This window comes from Microbacterium sp. K27 (assembly GCF_004794435.1).
Taxonomy (GTDB): domain Bacteria; phylum Actinomycetota; class Actinomycetes; order Actinomycetales; family Microbacteriaceae; genus Microbacterium; species Microbacterium maritypicum_A.
On the sequence record NZ_SSDK01000042.1, the window covers coordinates 1 to 18,036 of the forward strand.

The 18,036-nt window shown below is 68.9% G+C and carries 16 protein-coding genes; 14 read left to right on the forward strand and 2 right to left on the reverse strand.

Annotated features, from left to right (window positions below):
* Positions 1–215 precede the first annotated feature (215 nt).
* The 7 genes from DW307_RS13025 to DW307_RS13055 all read left to right on the forward strand — a co-directional run bounded on the left by DW307_RS13025 (position 216) and on the right by DW307_RS13055 (position 7,829).
* Positions 216–1,760 carry a glucoamylase family protein gene (locus DW307_RS13025; protein WP_446723838.1) on the forward strand — a complete coding sequence of 515 codons (1,545 nt, stop codon included), beginning with the start codon at positions 216–218 and terminating at the stop codon, positions 1,758–1,760.
* A 36-nt stretch (positions 1,761–1,796) separates the two neighbouring features.
* Positions 1,797–2,423, forward strand: coding sequence for a TetR/AcrR family transcriptional regulator (locus DW307_RS13030; protein ID WP_136024937.1), 627 nt, complete (start codon positions 1,797–1,799; stop codon positions 2,421–2,423).
* Between the two features lie 239 nt (positions 2,424–2,662).
* The gene (locus DW307_RS13035; RefSeq protein ID WP_029258922.1) at positions 2,663–3,766 is read left to right on the forward strand and encodes an ABC transporter substrate-binding protein; all 1,104 of its coding nucleotides are present in this window, start codon (positions 2,663–2,665) and stop codon (positions 3,764–3,766) included.
* Positions 3,766–4,563 carry an ABC transporter ATP-binding protein gene (locus DW307_RS13040; RefSeq protein ID WP_136024938.1) on the forward strand — a complete coding sequence of 266 codons (798 nt, stop codon included), beginning with the start codon at positions 3,766–3,768 and terminating at the stop codon, positions 4,561–4,563. Before DW307_RS13035 ends, DW307_RS13040 begins: the two co-directional genes overlap by 1 nt.
* Positions 4,556–5,404 (forward strand): ABC transporter permease, encoded by an 849-nt coding sequence (locus DW307_RS13045; RefSeq protein WP_021201083.1) that lies wholly within the window; start codon positions 4,556–4,558, stop codon positions 5,402–5,404. Before DW307_RS13040 ends, DW307_RS13045 begins: the two co-directional genes overlap by 8 nt.
* Before the next feature lie 168 nt (positions 5,405–5,572).
* Positions 5,573–6,952: an NtaA/DmoA family FMN-dependent monooxygenase gene (locus DW307_RS13050; protein ID WP_021201082.1), complete on the forward strand. Its 1,380-nt coding sequence runs from the start codon at positions 5,573–5,575 to the stop codon at positions 6,950–6,952.
* Positions 6,945–7,829, forward strand: a complete 885-nt coding sequence (locus DW307_RS13055) for a ribokinase (protein WP_136024939.1) — start codon at positions 6,945–6,947, stop codon at positions 7,827–7,829. Before DW307_RS13050 ends, DW307_RS13055 begins: the two co-directional genes overlap by 8 nt.
* Before the next feature lie 2 nt (positions 7,830–7,831).
* Here the strand turns inward: DW307_RS13055 and DW307_RS13060 are convergent, their stop codons facing one another.
* Positions 7,832–8,437 (reverse strand): PadR family transcriptional regulator, encoded by a 606-nt coding sequence (locus DW307_RS13060; RefSeq protein ID WP_136024940.1) that lies wholly within the window; start codon positions 8,435–8,437, stop codon positions 7,832–7,834.
* Between the two features lie 103 nt (positions 8,438–8,540).
* Here DW307_RS13060 and DW307_RS13065 point away from each other — a divergent pair, with 103 nt between their 5' ends.
* The gene (locus DW307_RS13065; RefSeq protein WP_021201079.1) at positions 8,541–9,065 is read left to right on the forward strand and encodes a flavin reductase family protein; all 525 of its coding nucleotides are present in this window, start codon (positions 8,541–8,543) and stop codon (positions 9,063–9,065) included.
* On the forward strand, positions 9,062–9,469 hold the full coding sequence (locus DW307_RS13070; RefSeq protein ID WP_021201078.1) for a riboflavin kinase: 408 nt from the start codon (positions 9,062–9,064) through the stop codon (positions 9,467–9,469). Before DW307_RS13065 ends, DW307_RS13070 begins: the two co-directional genes overlap by 4 nt.
* A gap of 154 nt (positions 9,470–9,623) precedes the next feature.
* Here the strand turns inward: DW307_RS13070 and DW307_RS13075 are convergent, their stop codons facing one another.
* Positions 9,624–11,132 carry a PucR family transcriptional regulator gene (locus DW307_RS13075; RefSeq protein WP_136024941.1) on the reverse strand — a complete coding sequence of 503 codons (1,509 nt, stop codon included), beginning with the start codon at positions 11,130–11,132 and terminating at the stop codon, positions 9,624–9,626.
* Between the two features lie 99 nt (positions 11,133–11,231).
* Between DW307_RS13075 and gabT the strand changes: the two genes are divergently transcribed.
* From gabT to DW307_RS13100, 5 genes are all read left to right on the forward strand, one after another.
* Positions 11,232–12,596, forward strand: a complete 1,365-nt coding sequence (gene gabT, locus DW307_RS13080; protein ID WP_136024942.1) for a 4-aminobutyrate--2-oxoglutarate transaminase — start codon at positions 11,232–11,234, stop codon at positions 12,594–12,596.
* A 107-nt stretch (positions 12,597–12,703) separates the two neighbouring features.
* Positions 12,704–14,086, forward strand: coding sequence for a flavin monoamine oxidase family protein (locus DW307_RS13085; RefSeq protein ID WP_021201075.1), 1,383 nt, complete (start codon positions 12,704–12,706; stop codon positions 14,084–14,086).
* On the forward strand, positions 14,086–14,970 hold the full coding sequence (locus tag DW307_RS13090; protein WP_136024943.1) for a universal stress protein: 885 nt from the start codon (positions 14,086–14,088) through the stop codon (positions 14,968–14,970). Before DW307_RS13085 ends, DW307_RS13090 begins: the two co-directional genes overlap by 1 nt.
* A complete protein-coding gene (locus tag DW307_RS13095) occupies positions 14,970–16,517 on the forward strand; it encodes an APC family permease (RefSeq protein WP_029258915.1) in 1,548 nt (515 codons plus the stop codon). The genes DW307_RS13090 and DW307_RS13095 overlap by 1 nt, the downstream gene beginning before the upstream one ends.
* A gap of 22 nt (positions 16,518–16,539) precedes the next feature.
* Positions 16,540–18,006 (forward strand): NAD-dependent succinate-semialdehyde dehydrogenase, encoded by a 1,467-nt coding sequence (locus DW307_RS13100; protein WP_021201072.1) that lies wholly within the window; start codon positions 16,540–16,542, stop codon positions 18,004–18,006.
* Positions 18,007–18,036 lie beyond the last annotated feature (30 nt).

Here is an 18,036-nt window from a genome sequence, read left to right on the forward strand (position 1 = left end):
CGTTCCGGTCGCAGTTGCTGCCGCCCGGGAGCGGCGAAGGCGACAGGAAGTGCGACCGGAGCGGATGGATCGACTCGAGCGGGCATCCTGCGCAGGCTACGGAGCGGACGGAAGCGGGGGTTGAGCCAACACTGAACACCTGTTAGGTTTTCGCGTGTGGAGTGGCTCCGGTCAGCGGCGCCCGTTCTCGATGAGGAGACGTGATGAAGCGATGGATGAGCACACTGGCCACGGTCGGACTGGTCGTCTCAGGCCTGGCCCTGGCCGGACCGGCGGCGGCGGGAGGCGGCCGTCAGGGCGACGCCGAGCTCACGCGCTGGGCACAGGACACCTGGGGCTCCCTCGCGGCGATGACCGATGAGGAGACGGGCCTTCCGGCCGACAACATCACCGGCGACCTGCAGACCCCCAGCGCATACACTTCTCCGACGAACATCGGCGGATACCTGTGGTCGACCGTCACGGCGCGAGACCTCGGCATCATCGGCGCCGACGAGGCGCGCAGCCGCATGTCCGCCACGCTCGACACCCTCGAAGGGCTCGAGCGCAATGACGCGAGCGGCATGTTCTACAACTGGTACTCGCCCACGACGGGGGAGAAGCTGACGACCTGGCCCGACTCCGGCGATCCGGTGCACCCGTTCCTCAGCACGGTCGACAACGGGTGGCTGGCCGCCGCCCTGCGTATCGTCCGCGAGGCGGATCCTGCCCTCGCGGTGCAGGCGGACGCCCTCTACGACTCCATGGACTTCGCCTCGTTCTTCGATCCCGCGGGTGCCGCCGGTCTCCCCGCCGGCACCAACCGCGGCGGTTTCTGGGACGAGGTGCCGCCGGACTGCAGCGTCGCGGCCCCGATGTACAACGGATCGGGCGAGACCGCCTACTACACCTGCCACCACTACGACACGACCGTGAGCGAGAGCCGCATCGCGACCTATCTCGGCATCGCCAACGGCCAGATCCCGGCGGCGGCGTTGTACGGCACGCATCGCACGATGCCGCCCGGCTGCGACTGGGCTTGGCAGGAGCAGCTTCCCGAGGGGGAGTACCGCACCTACGACGGCGTCGAGGTCTGGGAAGGCGCGTACAGCTATGACGGTATGTCGTTCGTCCCCAGCTGGGGCGGCAGCATGTTCGAGTCGCTGATGCCCGATCTGCTCGTCCCCGAGACGAAGTGGGGGCCGAAGTCGTGGAAGCTCAATCATCCGATCACGGTCGCCGTGCAGAAGCAGCATGGACTCGACGAGGCCGGATACGGGTACTGGGGCTTCTCGCCCGCGAGTGATCCCTTCGGCGGATACGCGGAGTACGGCGTCGACATCGCGGGCATGCGCTCCGACGGCTACACGTCCGACGCCGAGAAGACCGACGTCGATGTGGATCGTCCGGGCTGTGCGGCAGGCACGAACCCCGCTCCCGAGTTCGGCGACGGCGTGGTCACGCCGCATGCGGCCTTCCTCGCGCTGCCCTATGACCGCAAGGGCGTGCTGCGCAACCTCGAAGGCATCGAGGATGACCTCGGCGCCTATGGCCCCGGTGGGTTCTACGACGCGGTCGCCGTGAAGAGCGGCACGATCGCCGAGCGCTATCTCTCGCTCGACCAGTCGATGATCATGGCGGCGATCGGCAACGAACTCACGAAGGATAAGCTCAAGGACTACTTCGTGGATCGCGAGATGGAGAAGCTTCTGCGTCCCGCGATGCGGCAGCAGGAATTCAGCTCGTCGTGGGGTGCGGGCGGCAACGGCCACCAGGGCTGAACCGCCGCTTCCCTCGACGAGGGATGGGAGTGGGCAGTGGGAACGGACGGCCAGCCGACAGCGGGTCGTGGCCCCCGTGGCTCCTACGCCACAGGGCAGGCGCGACGGCAGGCGATCGTCGACGAAGCGCTGGTCGTGTTCTCCCGGACCGGATTCCACGGCGGGTCGCTGCGGGAGATCGCGAAGCGCGTCGGCGTGACGCCTGCCGGCCTCCTGCATCACTTCGCCGACAAGGAGGAGCTGTTCGCCGAGGTGCTGCACCAGCGCGACGAGAAGGTACGAGCGGCCGCGGGCGATCCCGCGGAGCACACCCTCCTCGAGCAGGCGAAGAGAGTCGTCGCCCACAATCAGACCTCGCGCGGCCTCACGTCGTTGTACGCGATCGTCTCGGCCGAGGCGACCGATCCGGAGCATCCGTCGCACGCCGAGTTCGCCGCCCGCTACCGGGCCCGAGCCGACGAAGCCGTGGAGATCCTCCGCCGTGGGCAGGAAGCCGGTGAGGTGCGCGACGACATCGACCCCGCGCTCGCCGCGCGCCTGATCAGCGCCGTCATGGACGGGATCCAGCTGCAGTGGCTCCTGGACGAAACCGTCGACATGGTCCCGCTCTTCGACGAGTTCGTGCGCCGCTACCTCTACCCTGCCGCTCCTCCCCGGCCCTGACGGCTCCCGCTCCGCCCGCGCTCCCGCTCTGTGTCGCCGAGTGCACGGCTTCCTGCCGAGTGCACGGCTTCTCGACGTCGACAAGTCGTGCACTCGGCGAGTTCGCGTGCACTCGACGCCCGTCCAGCCCCCGTCCGTGTCGTGCCTGTCGTCAAAAGTTAGTTTGATCTTGCTTAGTCAATCTTGACTATGTTACTTTCATCGAGCCATCAACGACGAACGGCCGAGAAGGGACCCTCATGGCTACTTCCTCTGCGGAAACCCGATTCCGCATCACTGCCACCCTGACGTGCGTTCTCGCCGCCACGCTGACGCTCGGAGCATGCTCCGCGCAGACGCCAGGCGGCGATACCGCCCCCACGAGTGCGAGCGACACCGACGCCTGCAAGCGGAATCAGGATGCCGGCACCATCACCTACATCTCCGGCTACGGCTACTCCGCCAGCGCCGGCCAGCTCGACGTGTTCCTCGCCGAGGAGCTGGGCTACTTCGACGACCTGTGCCTCGATGTCGAGATCAACGCCTCCGGGGCGAACGGGCAGCAGCTCGTGGCATCCGGTCAGGCCCAGTTCACCGCTCTCGGTTCTGCATCCGACGTGATGCTGGCGGCGGCGAACAGCAAGAACCTCACGGCGGTCGCCACCTACGGCACGACCCCGCCGTTCTCGATCTTCGGCAACGAGAAGCTCGAGAGCCTGAAGGACCTCGAGGGCGGATCGCTCGGATACTTCATCAACCTGACGCCGATCGCCTCGGCCATGCTCGACGAGGCCGGCGTCGACGTCTCGAAGGTCGAGATGGTCAAGATGACCAACTACGACCCCACGGTCGTCGTCCGCGAGCAGGTCGACGCGATCGTCGGCTACGCCTCCAACCAGCCGCAGTCGCTCAAGGCTCAGGGCCTGCCGTTCAGCGAGTTCCTCCCCGCCGATCTCGGCGTCGAGGGTACATACAACGTGATGGAGGTGAATTCCCGATTCCTCGACGAGCACCGCGAGGTCGCCGCCGACTTCATGCGGGCGAGCCTCAAGGCGCTGCAGTACTGCCTGGACGAGTCGGATGCCTGCATCGACAAGCTCGCGAAGCTGGCCGAGGACAGCGGTCAGGGCGCAGCGTTCCCCCGCGACCAGCTCGCCCGCACGTGGGAGGTGGAGTCCGCGTGGGTGCGCGAGAGCGCCGGCGGGAACCCCGGCGTGCAGAACGAGTCGATGTGGGAGCCCGAGTACGCCCTCGTGAAGAAGTACGGCGATGTCAAGGAGCTGCCCGCGATCGCCGACATGATGGACGCCGACCTGGTCGCCGACCTCTACGACGGCGACGCCCTGATCTGGCAGGAGAAGTGATGACGGTCGCACACGGCGCCGGCGTCGAGGTCAGGAACGTCTCGAAGTCGTTCGGCGTCGACGGCGCGAAGGTCACCGTGCTCGATGATGTGAGCCTGACGATCGGCATGGGCGAGTTCGTGTCGGTGATCGGCCCGAGCGGCTGCGGCAAGTCCACACTGCTCAAGGTCGTCGCCGGCCTTCTCGACGCCGACTCCGGAAGCGTCACGATCGACGGCGAGAGCGTCACGGCGGCTTCGCGCGACAAGAAGATCGGTCTCGTGCCGCAGTCGCCCGCACTGCTGCCGTGGAAGACGGTGCGCGAGAACGTCGAGCTGCCGGTGCGGATCAACGCCAAGGCCAACACCGGGCGAGCGCTGCGCGACCCGGAGGAGCTGTTGTCGACGTTCGGGCTCGGACAGGCGATGAAGAAGTACCCCGGTCAGCTCTCGGGCGGCATGCAGCAGCGCGCCGCGATCGCGAGGGCCTTCGTGTTCGACCCGGCCATCATGCTGATGGACGAGCCGTTCTCGGCGCTGGACGAGATGAACCGCGACCTGCAGCGGATCGCGCTGCTGGAGTTCTGGCAGTCCAACCGCAAGGCCGTCATGTTCGTCACGCACTCGGTGCCGGAGGCGATCATGCTCTCCGACCGCATCGTGGTGATGGCCGCGCACCCGGGGCGCATCGCCCAGGTGATCGATGTGAACCTGCCGCGGCCGCGCACCGAAGAGGCCTACGCGACGGACGAGTTCCGCGAACTGGAAGCAGTCGTGCGCGGTGCGCTGCGCGCGCAGACGGAGAAGGCCCATGTCTGAGCTGACGATGAGAGACACGACCGCGACCCTCGCGACCGCCCGCCTGAAGGCCCAGCCACGCCGGGGAGTTCCTTCCTGGCTGCGCTGGGGAGCGTGGGGACCCACGTTGATCACCTTCGTGATCGCCGCTCTCCTCTGGCAGGTCGTGGCCTGGACCAACCCGTACGTGCTGCCGACGCTGGAGGCGATCGGCGCCAGCCTCGTCGATGACGCCGGCATGTACTGGTCGAACTTCCTCGTCACGCTCCTCGAGGTGGTGGTCGGCGCCGCCGCCGGCATCCTCGCCGGATTCCTCCTGGCGGTCGTCATGGCGGAGTTCCAGATCATCGAGCGGGCGGTCATGCCGCTGGTCATCATCGTGATGGTGACCCCGATCGTGGCGATCGCCCCCGCACTGGTCGTGGCCTTCGGCTTCGGCATGGTGCCGAAGTTCATCGTGACGGGGCTCGTGGTGTTCTTCCCGATGCTCGTGAACTCGCTCGCGGGTCTGCGCGACGTCGATCAGAAGGCGCTCGACGTCTTCAAGACGCTGCACGCCTCGCGGTGGGAGATCTTCCGCGAGCTGCGCTTTCCCGGCAGCATGCCCTACGTGTTCGCAGGGCTCCGCATCGCCCTGCCGCTCGCGGTGGTCGGCGCGGCGGTCGCCGAGTTCGTCGCGGCGGGACAGCAGGCCGGTCTCGGCTCGCTCGTCACCACGTCTGCGGCGCAGGCGAACCTCGCGGTCACCTGGGCCAGCATCGCTCTGCTCTGCCTGCTCGGTGTGCTCCTGATCATCGTCCTCGCCCTGGTGCGCAAGCGCGTGCTCTGGTGGAGCGACGGCGAGGTCACGGCCAAGGGCTGACGCGGCACCCTCATCCCGGGACGGGTGCCCCCCCAACCCGTCCCGGGGTTCCTCCGGCGTGCCCGGAACCACTCCAGAACCGCTCCGGAACCAGCAGAACGACTCCGGAACCAGCAGAACGACTCCGGAACCAGCAGAACGAACCACCCACAAGGAAGGCACCCGCACATGACCGATCAGAACACCGTCAAGCAGTTGCGTCTCGGCCTCTTCGAGAACGCCCAGGCGAACGACTCCGGCACCGCCACGTGGCGGCACCCCGACAACGGGCGCTACCTGTTCGACAAGCTCGAGTACTGGCGCGACACCGCGCGCATGGTCGAGGACGCCGGGTTCGACTTCCTGTTCCTCGCGGATGCCTGGGGGTGGGCCGACGTCGCCGGCGAGCGTCCCGACATCTGCTCCCTCGAAGGCCTCGATCTGCCGCGTCTGGACCCGGCGATCATCCTCGCCGCTCTCATCCCCGAGACGACGCGCCTGGGGCTCGTCGCCACCGGCTCGACGCTGCTCGAACCGCCCTATTCGTTCGCGCGACGGATGGCGACGCTCGACATCCTCTCCGGCGGCCGGATCGGCTGGAACGTGGTCACCACCGGCACGGCCGACACGGCTGTGCAGGGCTTCGGCGTGCCGATGGTCGGCCACGACGAGCGCTACCTCATGGCCGACGACTTCATGCAGGTCGTCTACAAGCTGTGGGAGCAGGCGTGGGAGGAAGGGGCCCTGGAGCGCGACAAGTCCGGGCGCTTCGCCGACCCGTCGAAAGTGCACCGCATCGCCCACGACGGCCCGTACTTCCGATCGCACGGCTACGGCAACACCTCGCGCTCGCCGCAGGGTACCCCGGTGCTGTTCCAGGCCGGGGCTTCCCCCGCGGGCCGGGAGTTCGGGGGCAAGCACGGCGAGGCGATCTTCGTCGGCAGCGGCTCGGTCGAGCAGCTGCGTGCGCACTCGTCGGCGATCCGCGAAGAGGCCGTCAAGAACGGCCGCGGGGCGGACGAGGTGAAGATCATGTCGGCATTCGCCGCGATCGTCGGCAGCACCGAGGAAGAGGCGCAGCGCAAGTACGCCGAGGTCGCCGACGCGCAGAACCCCGACGTCACCGTCGCCTCCTACGCATGGTTCACCGGCCTCGACCTCTCGGCCTATGCGCCGAACACGCCGATGTCGGAGCTGAGCACCGAGCTGTCGCAGACCCAGGTCGCCCGCTTCGCCGACAAGACGGTCGGCGACGTTCTCGGAGACTGGCACGCGCACGGCGTCGGCGCCCGCCCGATCGTCGGCACCCCCGAGCAGGTGGCAGACCGGATGATCGAGCTCGCCGACGGCGCCGACCTGGACGGATTCCTGTTCGCTCCCGTCATCCCGCCGGCGTCGACGGTCGACTTCATCGAGCACGTGCTGCCGATCCTCAAGGAGCGCGGTGCGATCGCCGAACCCTCGGCCGAGCCGCAGTCGCTGCGTGAGCGTCTGATCGGCACGCCGACGCCGGCGCTCGCCGACTCGCACACCGGCTCCCAGTACCGACGGACGATGTCGCGTGTCTGACACCCTCACCGGTGTCGCCGTCGTGGGGAGCGCGAATCTCGATCTCGTGGTCGAGGTTTCGCGCCCTCCCCGCGTCGGCGAGACCCTGCTCGGTCGGGCCGGCGGCCGCTTCGCCGGGGGCAAGGGGCTGAATCAGGCCGTCGCCTCCGCACGCAGCGGGGCTCCGACCCGGTTCTGTGCGGTGGTCGGAACGGACGAGGCCGCCGACGTGCTGCAGCAGACGCTGGCGGATGCCGGAGTCGCGGCGGCCCTGCGCCGGAGTGCCGCCGTTCCGACCGGCGTCGCCCACGTGCTGGCCTTCGACGACGGCGACAACAGCATCATCGTCGCGGCCGGTGCGAACGCCGAGCTCGATGTCGACGACGCGGTCGCCGGGATCGCGGGCGCGGCGGTCGTGCTCGCGCAGCTGGAGGTTCCGCTCGCGAGCGTGGCGGCCGCCCTGCGCGCGGGCCGGACGGCCGGAGCCCTGACGATTCTGAACGCCGCGCCCGCACACGCCGGGGCGGTCGAGATGCTCGGCGACGTCGACGTGCTGGTGGTCAACGAGACCGAGTGCGCCGCGCTCGGCGGCATCGACCGGCTGCACGCCGCCGGAGCCCCGGTCGTGGTTCTCACCCGGGGTGCCGGGGGAGTGGTGCTGCATCGCGCGGGGAGCGATCCTCTGCAGGTCGACGCGTTCCGGATCGATCCGGTGGATACGACCGGCGCCGGCGATGCGTTCTGCGGAGCCCTGGCCGCCGCGCTCGCCCAGGGAGGAGCAATCGAGACGGCGCTGATCCGCGCCTGTGCGGCCGGCGCCGTGGTGGCGCAGCATCGGGGTGCGACGACGTCGGCCCTGTCGCGCGAGTCGATCGACGCGCTCGTCTCGTCGCGCTGACCTCAGGCCGAGGTGCCCGCGTCGGCCGACGCTGCGCCCTCGGTCGTCTCGCCGGCGAATGTGTACTCCCCACCGCGCAGACGTTCCAGCAGGTCGAGCAGCCACTGCTTCTCGGCCGTGAGGCGGGCTGTGGAGAGGTCGAAGATCTCCCGCACGTACTTGGGCGTCGTCTCGGAGCGCAGCGTGTCCTGCACGTCGAAGCCGTTCTGCGTGATGATCGCGTCGCTCTTGATGAGGCGGTGCTCGAGGCCGGCGATCACCTCCTGCCGACTCAGAACGAACATGAACGAGGCGACGGTCATGATGGCCTGGGTGTCGAAGGCTGCGACGTTCCAGAGGTTCTCGCGCAGCATGCGCTGCAGTTCGACCTCGCCGGCCGGGGTGATGCGGTAGGTGGTCCGCGCCGGGCGCTTGCCCTCGGCCTCGGTGCCGCTTTCGGCGATGTAGCCGTCGACCTCGAGGGCGCGCAGGGCGTTGTAGATCGATCCGGGTTGGATATGCGCCCACTCGTCGACGTGCCAGGTCATGAGTTCGCGACGGAGGAAGTACCCGTGCACGGGCTGGAACTGCTTCACGGCGCCGAGGACGACGAGGCGGGTGGTCGACATGCCCCTCATGCTAACGGCTGGCCTTCGCCTTTCCTGTTGTTTGCATGATCAAAGTTGCCTATTATCAAAACTAGTCAAAGTTGACTAACGAAAGGAAGCCGAAATGACGACTGTCGTGACCGACGCGCTGACGAACGATACGGTCCCGCGCGACCTCGCCCTCCGCCGGGCCTTCTCGGTGTACCCGACCGGCGTCGTGGCCCTGGCCGCGCACGTCGACGACCGTGCCGTGGGAATGGCGGTCAACTCCTTCACCTCGATCTCGCTCGAACCGGCGCTGGTGGCGATCAGCGCCGCCCGTACGTCGAAGACCTGGCCGGTGCTGCGCACCGTGCCCGAGCTCGGCATGAGTGTGCTCGCCGCGCACCACGAGCCGCTCAGCCGCTCGCTCTCGGCGAGGGAAGGCGACCGGTTCGGCGGCCATGAGTGGCGCCGCACCGATGGCGGAGCCGTGCTGATCGCGGACGCAGCGCTCTGGCTCACGTGTCGCCTGCACAGCACGTTCGACGGCGGCGACCACGAGATCGCGCTGTACGAGATCGCCGACATCACGCTGTTCGACGACGTCGAGCCCCTGGTCTTCCATCAGAGCCGCTACCGCTCGATCGCCGCCCCCGAGAACGCGTGAGCGCGTCGCCGCCCGGGACGATCGTCGGACTGGTCGTCCCCGGCGACGGTCGGGGTCGCGAGCTCGGCTTCCCGACGGCGAACCTGGCGCTCGACCACGAAGATCTGCCCGACGACGGGATCTACGCGGCGTGGGTGCGGATCGACGACGACCTGCTGTCGTGGGCGGCGAGTGTCAGTGTCGGGATGAACCCGACCTTCGACGGCGATCGCGAGCGACGCGTCGAGGTGCACCTGCATGATGCCGACATCGACCTCTACGGTCGGCGCCTGTGCGTGACCCTCGTCGCGCGCCTTCGCCCGACGCTGCGGTTCGACGGCGTCGAGGCGTTGATCGCCCAGACTGCCGATGACGTCACGCGGTGCCGGGCGGTGCTGGCTGCGGGAGCGCGCATCCACTCCTGACCCGCTCCTGGCCCGATGTTGGACCGCTGCTCCGGTTGCAGTTCCTGCCGCTCAGACGTCGCGGGGGCGGCGCGAAGTGCGACCGGCGCGTTCTCGCCGCGCGGGGTGCGAGCAGGAAGCACGTGGATGATCGGGAGGGTGCTGCCGCCCCGGCTCAGTCGCGGGCGGTCTGCAGGATCGTCCAGAGCTCGGCGCGGGCGGGGAAGGTCGACAGATCGACGTCGAGCAGCGCTCCCGCGTGGGCGATGCGGGAGCGCAGGGTGTGCCGATGCACTCCGAGCGCGACCGCGGCGGATTCCGCTTTCGCGTCATGCTCCAGCCAGGTGCGCAGCGAGCGTTCGAGCTCGGCGCCGGTACGGGCGTCGTGCTCGCGCACCGGGGCCAGGCGCGATTCGGCGACGAGGCGCGCCTCGTCGGTCGCGAGGGCCGTGAGGATGCTCGACCCGACGGTGTCGGAGTAGCGGGCGACCCCGTGGGTGCCCTGCTGACGCAGCGCCGTGAGCGCCTGCGCGTGTGCCCGGGCGAACGAGTCGTACCCTTCGGGATCGGAGACGCCGATGCGGATGCCGAAGCGGGCGGCGACCTCGTCGAGCAGGGCCTCGTCTCCGGCTGAGACGCACATCGTCACCCCGTCCTCGGATTCGGCGAGGAAGATCGAGGTCCCGTGCTCGGCGCGGTGCCGCTCCCACCAGTCGGCGAGCGGCCCTGCCGGCGCGTCGGCGGCGACGGCCACGAGCACGGGTGCGGTGGGCAGGCCGCCCAGCACCCTCCTGGCCAAGGTGGGGTCGTCGGCGAGGAGCGATCTGAGGAGCTGCGCGTGCAGGCGACGACGGCTGCGGGCGAGCTGCTCGCTCTGCTCCATCGCGAGTCCTGCCATGGCGATCACCGAGGTCACGACCGACCGGGCTTCGGGATCGAGCGTATCGACGGCGAGGGCGATGACGCCCCGCAGATGGCCGCCGCGGCCGACCGTGAACAGCATGAACGAATGGTCTTCGATGCTGAGCGACTGCCCCGCCTCGAGTCCACGGGTCAGGATCTCCACCGCGCGATTCCCGAGCTCGTCGAGCACACGGGCCTCCACCGTTTCGCGAGGGTGGGAGAGGGTGAGCGCTCCGGCGGCGTCGAACATCCCGGCCCAGACGCCGATTCGCCGCCCGAGTTCGGCGATCGTCGCATCGAGGCCGTGCGGTCGGAGGGCGGCGAGAGCGAGGGCACGCTGCGTGTCGAGGGCCCAGGACCGTCGGGCATACGCCTGAGCCGCGATCGCCTCGGAGTGCGCGCGGGCGACGGCGATGAACGGGGTGCGGTACGGGACGGCGAACAGCGGCATCCCGTGCGCGGCGCACGCGTCGACGAGCTCTTCGGGGATGCCGGACCGGTGCACCTCGGTTCCGAATCCCAGACCGATCACCCCGCGGTCCGCGAGTCGCCCGACGTACGTGTCGATGCTGACGGCTTCGTCGAACTGGGTTCCGGTGGTCAGCAGCGCCAGGTCTTCGGACAGGAACGGGGTGGGGTCGGCGAGATCGGAGCTGTGCACCCAACGCAGCGGGCGGTCGAGTGCCCCATCGGGGATGTCGCCTTCGCGGGGGATCAGAGAGAGCCCGAGGTCGCGACGCTGCAACAGGGCGCGCAGGGTCGGCTGGGCGGTGACGACCACGGTGACCTCCGGCGAGTTGTACGAGCGGGCGATTTGCTTCTCCAGATTGTACAGACCGGTGAGTGCAGCCGGCTCGGTGGCCGCCGTACGCTCGCGAACATGGCACTCCTCGACACCGCAGCCCCCGCAGTCCCTCTCGGCGGACCCGACCTCCCCCAAGAGCGTCGTCTGGTCACGGATCTTCCCGGCCCCCGTTCCGCCGAGATCCTCGCGCGCAAGGCGGATGCCGTGGCAGCGGGCGTCGGACACACCGTTCCGGTCGCCGCTGTCGCCGCCGGTGGCGGCGTCGTCGTGGACGCCGACGGGAACTCGCTCATCGACCTCGGCTCCGGCATCGCCGTGACCACCGTCGGCAACGCGCACCCCAAGGTCGCCGCGGCCGTCGCCGCTCAGGCCGCGCAGTTCACCCACACCTGTTTCATGATCTCGCCCTACGAGTCGTACGTCGGCGTCGCCGAGGCGCTCAACCGCGTGACCCCCGGTGACTTCGCCAAGAAGAGCGCCCTGTTCAACTCGGGCGCCGAGGCCGTCGAGAACGCGATCAAGATCGCCCGCAAGCACACCGGTCGCCAGGCGGTCGTGGCCTTCGACCACGGCTACCACGGCCGCACCAACCTGACCATGGCGCTCACCGCCAAGTCGATGCCCTACAAGAGCGGTTTCGGCCCCTTCGCGCCCGAGGTCTATCGGGCGCCGACGTCGTACCCGTTCCGCGACGGACTCGATGGACGTGAGGCCGCGGCCCGCGTCATCCTCCAGCTCGAGAAGCAGATCGGCGCCGACAACCTGGCCGCGGTCATCATCGAGCCCATCCAGGGCGAGGGCGGCTTCATCGTCCCCGCCGACGGGTTCCTCCCCGCGATCGTCGAGTGGTGCCGCGCGAACGGCGTCGTGTTCATCGCCGACGAGGTGCAGACCGGCTTCGCCCGCACCGGGCACATGTTCGCGAGCGAGATCTTCGGCATCGAGCCCGATCTGATCACCACGGCCAAGGGCATCGCCGGCGGCCTCCCGCTCGCTGCGGTCACCGGTCGCTCCGAGATCATGGACGCCTCGCACTCGGGCGGCCTCGGTGGCACCTACGGGGGCAACCCCATCGCCTGCGCCGCAGCCCTCGCCTCGATCGACGTGTTCGAGAACGACGGCGTGATCGAGCGGGCGCGCGAGATCGGCACGATCCTCATCGACCGCCTCACCGCGATCCAGCAGAACGACCCGCGCGTCGGCGACGTCCGCGGCCACGGTGCGATGATCGCCGCCGAGTTCGTCGACCCCGAGACCAAGGCGCCGAACGCCGCTCTCACGGCCGCCGTCGCCAAGGCGTGCATCGCGCAGGGCGTCATCGTCCTCACCTGTGGAACCTACGGCAACGTCATCCGCTTCCTCCCTCCGCTCTCGATCGGCGACGACCTGCTGAACGAGGGACTCGACATCGTCGCCGCCGCCCTGGCCGCCGCCGAATAGCATCCGGGCCGCACTCCCGTGCGGCCCGACCCCCTGTCCGGTCGCGACCCCAATCGGGGGATTTCGGGTCGCGACCGGCACTACTTCCCCCAACGAAGGAGTTGCAGATGTCTGAGATCACCCGCGACGTACTCATCATCGGCGCCGGAGCCGCAGGGCTCACCGCCGCGAACGACCTGCGCAAGGCCGGCCTGTCGGTCGCCGTGCTGGAGGCCCGCGACCGCGTGGGCGGACGCCTGTGGACCGACGTCATCGACGGCGCCATGCTCGAGATCGGCGGTCAGTGGGTCTCGCCCGATCAGGATGCGCTCAAGGACGCCATCGAAGAGCTGGGCCTCGAGACCTACAGCCGCTACCGCGAAGGCGACAGCGTCTACGTCGGCCCCGACGGGAAGACGCACCGTTTCACGGGGGAGATGTTCCCCGTGTCGCCGGAGACCGAGGCCGTGATCGCCCGGATCACGGGCATCCTCGACGCCCTGGTCGCCGAGATCGACCCCGATCAGCCGTGGGCGCACCCGAACGCCGAGGAGTGGGATTCGATCACCTGGGACGCCTGGCTGCGCTCGCAGACCGATGACGACGAGGCCGTGCGCAACCTGGCCTTCGCCACGGGATCGGCGATGCTCACCAAGCCCACGCACTCGTTCTCGCTGCTGCAGTCGCTGCTGATGGCCGCATCCGCCGGTTCGTACTCGAACCTCGTCGACGCCGACTTCATCCTCGACAAGCGCGTGGTCGGCGGTCTGCAGCAGGTGCCGCTGCGTCTCGCCGAGCGCCTGGGCGACGACGTGCTGCTGAACCAGCCGGTCCGCAGCCTCGAGTGGTCGGACGCGGGGGTCGTCGCCACCACCGACGAGCTCACGGTCCGCGCCCGCCACGCGATCCTCGCGCACGCGCCGGTGCTGTACAGCCGTATCTCCTTCGATCCGCCGCTGCCGCGTCGTCAGCACCAGCTGCATCAGCATCTCTCCATGGGCTTCGTCATCAAGGTGCACGCGGTCTACGATCGTCCGTTCTGGCGCGAGCAGGGTCTCAGCGGCACCGCGTTCAGCCCGTACGAGCTGTCGCACGAGGCGTACGACAACACGAACCACGGCGACGAGCGCGGCACCCTGGTGGGCTTCGTCTCCGACGCCAACGCCGACGGCGTGTTCGAGCTCTCTGCCGAGGAGCGCAAGGAGCGCATCCTCGAGTCGCTCTCGCACTATTACGGCCCCGAGGCCAAGAACCCGGTCGTCTACTACGAGAGCGACTGGGGCAGCGAGGAGTGGACGCGTGGTGCCTATGCCGCGAGCTTCGACATGGGTGGCCTGCACCGTTACGGCGCGGACCTGCGCACGGCGGTCGGCCCGATCCACTTCGCCTGCAGCGACATGGCCGGGGCCGGGTACCAGCACGTCGACGGAGCGATCCGGATGGGACACCTCGTCGCATCCAACATCGTCGATGCGAGCCGCGAGTCCGGCGCTGTCGAGAGCAGCAGCTGATGACCGGCTCGGTCGTCGTGGGGTACACGGCGACGGATGCGGGAGCGGATGCTGCGGCGCTGGGCGCGCGCATCGCCCGCAGCCTGGGCGCGACCCTGCACCTGGTGATCGTCCTGCCGAACGAAGGAACACGCAACGCCGCGGTGCCGCCGGAGCGCGCCTATGAGGAGCACATCCGGTCGCAGGCCAGGAAGTGGCTCGCCGACGCCGTCGTCCGGCTGCCGCAGGAGCTGACCCGCAGCGGTCACGTCCGCTTCTCCGAATCGTTCGCCGAGGGGCTCATCGCCGCCGGTGAGGAGTTCGGTGCCCGCCTGATCGTGATCGGTGCGGCGGGCGGGGGCATCTTCGGACGCCACCGGCTCGGGAGCGTCGCCTCGGAGCTGTTGCACTCGTCGACCATCCCGGTCGCACTGGCTCCGGTGGGCACCGCCCAGCAGGACGACCACGTCATCCCGCGCGTCACGGTCGCCGTCGGATCGAGGCCGGGCGCCGATGCGCTGCTCGACGAGGCTGTCGCCCTCGCCGGCGACAGCGGCGTCGACCTGCGCCTCGTGTCCCTCGTGCCGTTCGACGTGCCGCCGGGGCTCGACACCGGTGCGATCCGCACGGTCGGCGACACCCACGGACAGGAAGTCCTCGCGATGGCGACCGAGCTGCTCCCCGACGGGCGCACCGCCGCCGTCGAGAAGGCTCCGGGCGACACCGTCGAAGATGCGGTCGCGAATCTCACCTGGCTTCCCGGCGAGGTCGTGCTGGTCGGCTCCAGCCGGCTGGCGCAGCCCCGTCGCCTCTTCCTGGGCTCCACGGCGGCGAAGATGCTGCACGAACTGCCCGTCCCCATGATCGTCGTCCCGCGCACCCGCAACGAAGCAGGAGAACGCTGATGAGCAGCACCAACCGGGCGACGGAGCCCGAATCCGGTGTCACGACCGGGATCTCCACCAAGGGCCTGAGCGCCGGAACGGTCGGCCTGATCGGCGCGGTCGTGATCGGCATCTCGTGCATCGCACCCGCCTACACCTTCACCGCCGCCGTCGGCCCTGTGGCCTCCACGGTGGGGTCGCAGATCCCCGCGATCATCCTGGTCGGCTTCATCCCGATGCTCCTGGTCGCCTTCGGGTACCGCGAGCTCAACAACCGGATGCCCGACTCCGGCACCTCGTTCACCTGGGCGGCCCGCGCTTTCGGTCCGTGGGTGGGCTGGATGGCGGGCTGGGGCCTGGTCGTCGCCACGATCCTCGTGCTGTCCAACCTCGCGGGCATCGCCGTCGACTTCCTCTTCCTGCTGATCTCGCAGATCACGGGCAACCCCGACATCGCCTCCCTCGCGAGCGTCACCTGGATCAACATCGGCGTGTGCCTGCTGTTCATGCTCGGGGCGACCTGGATCTCGTACCGCGACATGCAGACGACCCAGAAGCTGCAGTACTGGCTCGTCAGCTTCCAGATCCTCGTCCTGCTCTTCTTCGCCGGTGCGGCGATCGTGCAGGCCGTCAACGGCAACGGCTTCGACTACCAGCCCTTCGATCTGAACTGGTTCAACCCGTTCGCGATCTCGTCGTTCAGCGCCGTCGCCGCCGGACTCTCGCTGTCGATCTTCATCTTCTGGGGCTGGGACGTGACCCTCACCATGAACGAGGAGACCAAGGACCCGGAGAAGACCCCGGGTCGCGCGGCCACCGTCACGGTGCTGATGATCGTCTCGCTCTACCTGCTGCTCGCGGTGGCGATGATCATGTTCGCCGGTGTCGGCACCGGTGCGCTGGGTCTCGGCAACGAGGACATCCAGGAGAACGTGTTCTTCCACCTCTCCGGCCCGATCCTCGGCCCGCTCGCCTTCCTGGTGTCGCTCGCGGTGCTGACCAGCTCGGCGTCGTCGCTGCAGTCCACGTTCGTGGGACCGGCGCGCACGCTGCTGGCGATGGGGCACTACGGCGCCCTGCCCAAGTCGTTCGCGAAGGTCAGCCCCCGCTTCTTCACCCCGGGGTACGCGACCATCATCTCCGCCATCGTCGCGTCGGCCTTCTACGCCGTGATGCGCGTCGTGAGCGAGGACACGCTGTGGGACACCATCCTCACGCTCGGCATGATGATCTGCTTCTACTACGGGATCACCGCCTTCGCGTGCGTCTGGTACTTCCGCAAGCAGTGGTTCGACTCGACGAGGAACTTCTTCTTCACGTTCCTCTTCCCGCTCGTCGGCGGTGCGATCCTCGCGGTGCTGTTCTTCACGACGCTGATCGACTCGATGGACCCGGCCTACGGCTCGGGTTCTCAGATCGGCGGCGTCGGCATCGTCTTCATCCTTGGAATGCTGATCATCGGCGTCGGCATCGTCGTCATGGTCTGGAACGCCATCAGACGGCCGGCGTTCTTCCGCGGTCAGACGCTGAGCATCGACGCACCTCCCAGCCGACGCACGCGCTCCTAGCCCTCCTCACAGAAAGAGAATCATGAGCACTCAGACCGAACAGGCGCTCCTGGACAGCATCCCCACCGGCCTCTTCATCGGCGGTGAGTGGATCGACGGCGAGACCGGCGGCACGTTCGACGTGCAGGATCCCGCGACCGGTGCCGTGATCCGCACGATCGCCGACGCGACGCCCGCAGACGGCATCCGCGCCCTCGATGCGGCCGTCGCCGCGCAGGACGCGTGGGCCGCGACGGCTCCGCGCGTGCGCAGTGAGATCCTCCGCCGGGCATTCGACCTCGTGCAGGAGCACAAGGAGGACCTGGCGCTGCTCATGACGCTCGAGATGGGCAAGCCGCTCGCCGAAGCGCGTGGCGAGGTCGGCTACGGCGGCGAGTTCCTGCGCTGGTTCAGCGAGGAGGCCGTGCGCATCAGCGGCCGCTACGGCATCAACCCCGAGGGCACCGGTCACATGGTCGTGTCGCAGCGCCCGGTCGGACCGTCGTTCTTCGTGACGCCGTGGAACTTCCCGTTCGCGATGGCGACGCGCAAGATCGCTCCGGCACTCGCGGCCGGCTGCACCGTGGTGATCAAGCCCCCGGCACTCACGCCGCTGACGACGATCTACTTCACGAAGCTGCTCGAAGAGGCCGGCCTTCCCGCCGGTGTCGTCAACGTCGTGCAGACCTCGAAGTCGAGCGCGCTGTCGGCGCCGATCATCGCCGACCCGCGTCTGCGCAAGCTCTCCTTCACGGGCTCGACCGAGGTCGGACGCAAGCTCATCGCCCAGGCGGCGGAGGGCGTGCTGCGCGTGTCGATGGAACTCGGCGGCAACGCCCCGTTCGTGGTGTTCGACGACGCCGACCTCGACAAGGCCGTGGACGGTGCGCTGGCCGCGAAGTTCCGCAACATCGGACAGGCCTGCACGGCGGCGAACCGTTTCATCGTGCACAAGGACGTCGCGGGCGAGTTCGCCAAGCGTGTCACCGAGCGCGTCAACGGCATGAAGATCGGCCGTGGCACCGAAGAGGGCGTGGCGATCGGACCGCTCATCGACGCGGATGCCGTCGCGAAGGCCGGCGAACTCGTCGACGATGCGGTCGGTCGCGGTGCGACGCTGCTCGCAGGTGGCAAGGCTGTGGAGGGCACGGGCACGTTCTACGAGCCGACCGTGCTGACCGATGTCGTCGCGGGAAGCGCGATCCTGCGCGAGGAGATCTTCGGACCGGTGCTCGCGATCGCGACCTTCGAGACCGAGGAAGAGGCCGTGCGCCTGGCGAACGACACCGAGTACGGACTCGTGTCGTACGTCTTCACCGAGAACCTGCAGCGCGGCCAGCGGATGATCGACGGGCTCGAGACCGGCATGATGGGTCTCAACGTGGGCGTTGTCTCGAACGCGGCCGCACCCTTCGGCGGCGTCAAGCAGTCCGGCGTCGGCCGCGAGGGCGGCTTCGAGGGCATCCACGAGTACCTGTCCACCAAGTACACGCTGATCCCGGTCTCCTGATTTCCGATGCGGGGCCCGCGCGTCGGGCCC

Excerpts from the sequence above, each read along its gene's own strand:
- DW307_RS13025 (WP_446723838.1), top strand. The coding sequence starts at position 216 with ATGAGCACACTGGCCACGGTCGGACTGGTCGTCTCAGGCCTGGCCCTG.
- DW307_RS13035 (WP_029258922.1), top strand. The coding sequence starts at position 2,663 with ATGGCTACTTCCTCTGCGGAAACCCGATTCCGCATCACTGCCACCCTG.
- DW307_RS13040 (WP_136024938.1), top strand. The coding sequence starts at position 3,766 with ATGACGGTCGCACACGGCGCCGGCGTCGAGGTCAGGAACGTCTCGAAG.
- DW307_RS13045 (WP_021201083.1), top strand. The coding sequence starts at position 4,556 with ATGTCTGAGCTGACGATGAGAGACACGACCGCGACCCTCGCGACCGCC.
- DW307_RS13050 (WP_021201082.1), top strand. The coding sequence starts at position 5,573 with ATGACCGATCAGAACACCGTCAAGCAGTTGCGTCTCGGCCTCTTCGAG.
- DW307_RS13060 (WP_136024940.1), bottom strand. The coding sequence starts at position 8,437 with ATGTCGACCACCCGCCTCGTCGTCCTCGGCGCCGTGAAGCAGTTCCAG.
- DW307_RS13065 (WP_021201079.1), top strand. The coding sequence starts at position 8,541 with ATGACGACTGTCGTGACCGACGCGCTGACGAACGATACGGTCCCGCGC.
- gabT (WP_136024942.1), top strand. The coding sequence starts at position 11,232 with ATGGCACTCCTCGACACCGCAGCCCCCGCAGTCCCTCTCGGCGGACCC.
- DW307_RS13085 (WP_021201075.1), top strand. The coding sequence starts at position 12,704 with ATGTCTGAGATCACCCGCGACGTACTCATCATCGGCGCCGGAGCCGCA.
- DW307_RS13090 (WP_136024943.1), top strand. The coding sequence starts at position 14,086 with ATGACCGGCTCGGTCGTCGTGGGGTACACGGCGACGGATGCGGGAGCG.
- DW307_RS13095 (WP_029258915.1), top strand. The coding sequence starts at position 14,970 with ATGAGCAGCACCAACCGGGCGACGGAGCCCGAATCCGGTGTCACGACC.
- DW307_RS13100 (WP_021201072.1), top strand. The coding sequence starts at position 16,540 with ATGAGCACTCAGACCGAACAGGCGCTCCTGGACAGCATCCCCACCGGC.